Annotated in this window: 15 tRNA genes; all 15 read left to right on the top strand. The window is 44.0% G+C overall.

Annotated elements, in window-relative coordinates:
- Positions 1-34: 34 nt before the first annotated feature.
- The 15 genes from PMAL9190_RS19805 (at position 35) to PMAL9190_RS19735 (ending at position 1,977) form a co-directional block, all read left to right on the top strand.
- Positions 35-119, top strand: a tRNA-Leu gene (locus PMAL9190_RS19805).
- A gap of 83 nt (positions 120-202) precedes the next feature.
- A tRNA-Leu gene (locus tag PMAL9190_RS19800) sits at positions 203-287 on the top strand.
- 42 nt (positions 288-329) lie between these two features.
- Positions 330-404 (top strand) — tRNA-Gln (locus tag PMAL9190_RS19795).
- Between the two features lie 38 nt (positions 405-442).
- Positions 443-519 (top strand) — tRNA-Met (locus PMAL9190_RS19790).
- Between the two features lie 34 nt (positions 520-553).
- Positions 554-638 (top strand) — tRNA-Leu (locus tag PMAL9190_RS19785).
- A 42-nt stretch (positions 639-680) separates the two neighbouring features.
- A tRNA-Gln gene (locus tag PMAL9190_RS19780) sits at positions 681-755 on the top strand.
- Positions 756-793: 38 nt separating this feature from the next.
- Positions 794-870 (top strand) — tRNA-Met (locus tag PMAL9190_RS19775).
- A 76-nt stretch (positions 871-946) separates the two neighbouring features.
- Positions 947-1,031: transfer RNA gene (locus PMAL9190_RS19770), tRNA-Leu, on the top strand.
- A 63-nt stretch (positions 1,032-1,094) separates the two neighbouring features.
- Positions 1,095-1,169, top strand: a tRNA-Gln gene (locus PMAL9190_RS19765).
- A 34-nt stretch (positions 1,170-1,203) separates the two neighbouring features.
- Positions 1,204-1,288 (top strand) — tRNA-Leu (locus tag PMAL9190_RS19760).
- An 83-nt stretch (positions 1,289-1,371) separates the two neighbouring features.
- Positions 1,372-1,456: transfer RNA gene (locus PMAL9190_RS19755), tRNA-Leu, on the top strand.
- 42 nt (positions 1,457-1,498) lie between these two features.
- Positions 1,499-1,573 (top strand) — tRNA-Gln (locus PMAL9190_RS19750).
- A gap of 34 nt (positions 1,574-1,607) precedes the next feature.
- Positions 1,608-1,692: transfer RNA gene (locus tag PMAL9190_RS19745), tRNA-Leu, on the top strand.
- Positions 1,693-1,775: 83 nt separating this feature from the next.
- Positions 1,776-1,860: transfer RNA gene (locus PMAL9190_RS19740), tRNA-Leu, on the top strand.
- Positions 1,861-1,902: 42 nt separating this feature from the next.
- Positions 1,903-1,977: transfer RNA gene (locus PMAL9190_RS19735), tRNA-Gln, on the top strand.

Below are 1,977 nucleotides of genomic sequence, written 5' to 3'. Positions count from 1 at the left end.
TATTTTAGATTAATTGTTTCGACAGTTGATCATTGCGGAAGTGGCGGAATTGGTAGACGCACCAGATTTAGGTTCTGGCGCCGTAAGGTGTGAGAGTTCAAGTCTCTCCTTCCGCACCATTATTCTTTAAATCAGCTTTTTACCAATTACTGATTTAATTAATACAACTAGAGATACAACAGTTATTTATAACTGACAATATGCGGAAGTGGCGGAATTGGTAGACGCACCAGATTTAGGTTCTGGCGCCGCAAGGTGTGAGAGTTCAAGTCTCTCCTTCCGCACCATTCTCTCTAGTTTGTGCAAAGTCTTATGAAAATAAGCACTGTAGGTCTATCGCCAAGCGGTAAGGCAACGGCTTTTGATGCCGTCATTCCCTGGTTCGAATCCAGGTAGACCTGCCACTCTTTAAGAGTATTGATTAACTTCAGTATTCTATGTTGGCTACGTAGCTCAGTTGGTTAGAGCACATCACTCATAATGATGGGGTCACAGGTTCGAATCCCGTCGTAGCCACCATTTCTTTTCTGATTACAGTTAAGAATAAAAATTTGCGGAAGTGGCGGAATTGGTAGACGCACCAGATTTAGGTTCTGGCGCCGCAAGGTGTGAGAGTTCAAGTCTCTCCTTCCGCACCATTCTCTCAATAGGGTTGAGAGAAGCTTGAAAAAGCACATTGTAGGTCTATCGCCAAGCGGTAAGGCAACGGCTTTTGATGCCGTCATTCCCTGGTTCGAATCCAGGTAGACCTGCCACTCTTTAAGAGTATTGATTAACTTCAGTATTCTGTGTTGGCTACGTAGCTCAGTTGGTTAGAGCACATCACTCATAATGATGGGGTCACAGGTTCGAATCCCGTCGTAGCCACCATTTATTCTTCAATGTAAGTATTTACTTAATTTGAAAAATACAATCAGAGACAACAGTTATTTATAACTGACAATATGCGGAAGTGGCGGAATTGGTAGACGCACCAGATTTAGGTTCTGGCGCCGCAAGGTGTGAGAGTTCAAGTCTCTCCTTCCGCACCATCCTCTCTGATTTTAAAGTCTTGTTACTACCCAACAAGCAATGCTTATGTAAGTAAGCCCTGTAGGTCTATCGCCAAGCGGTAAGGCAACGGCTTTTGATGCCGTCATTCCCTGGTTCGAATCCAGGTAGACCTGCCATATTTTAGATTAATTGTTTCGACAGTTGATCATTGCGGAAGTGGCGGAATTGGTAGACGCACCAGATTTAGGTTCTGGCGCCGTAAGGTGTGAGAGTTCAAGTCTCTCCTTCCGCACCATTATTCTTTAAATCAGCTTTTTACCAATTACTGATTTAATTAATACAACTAGAGATACAACAGTTATTTATAACTGACAATATGCGGAAGTGGCGGAATTGGTAGACGCACCAGATTTAGGTTCTGGCGCCGCAAGGTGTGAGAGTTCAAGTCTCTCCTTCCGCACCATTCTCTCTAGTTTGTGCAAAGTCTTATGAAAATAAGCACTGTAGGTCTATCGCCAAGCGGTAAGGCAACGGCTTTTGATGCCGTCATTCCCTGGTTCGAATCCAGGTAGACCTGCCATATTTTAGATTAATTGTTTCGACAGTTGATCATTGCGGAAGTGGCGGAATTGGTAGACGCACCAGATTTAGGTTCTGGCGCCGTAAGGTGTGAGAGTTCAAGTCTCTCCTTCCGCACCATTATTCTTTAAATCAGCTTTTTACCAATTACTGATTTAATTAATACAACTAGAGATACAACAGTTATTTATAACTGACAATATGCGGAAGTGGCGGAATTGGTAGACGCACCAGATTTAGGTTCTGGCGCCGCAAGGTGTGAGAGTTCAAGTCTCTCCTTCCGCACCATTCTCTCTAGTTTGTGCAAAGTCTTATGAAAATAAGCACTGTAGGTCTATCGCCAAGCGGTAAGGCAACGGCTTTTGATGCCGTCATTCCCTGGTTCGAATCCAGGTAGACCTGCCA

Source organism: Photobacterium malacitanum, assembly GCF_900185615.1.
Classification (GTDB): Bacteria; Pseudomonadota; Gammaproteobacteria; order Enterobacterales; family Vibrionaceae; genus Photobacterium; species Photobacterium malacitanum.
Note: the sequence above shows the minus strand (reverse complement) of the source record. Positions and strands in the feature narration are given on the sequence as shown.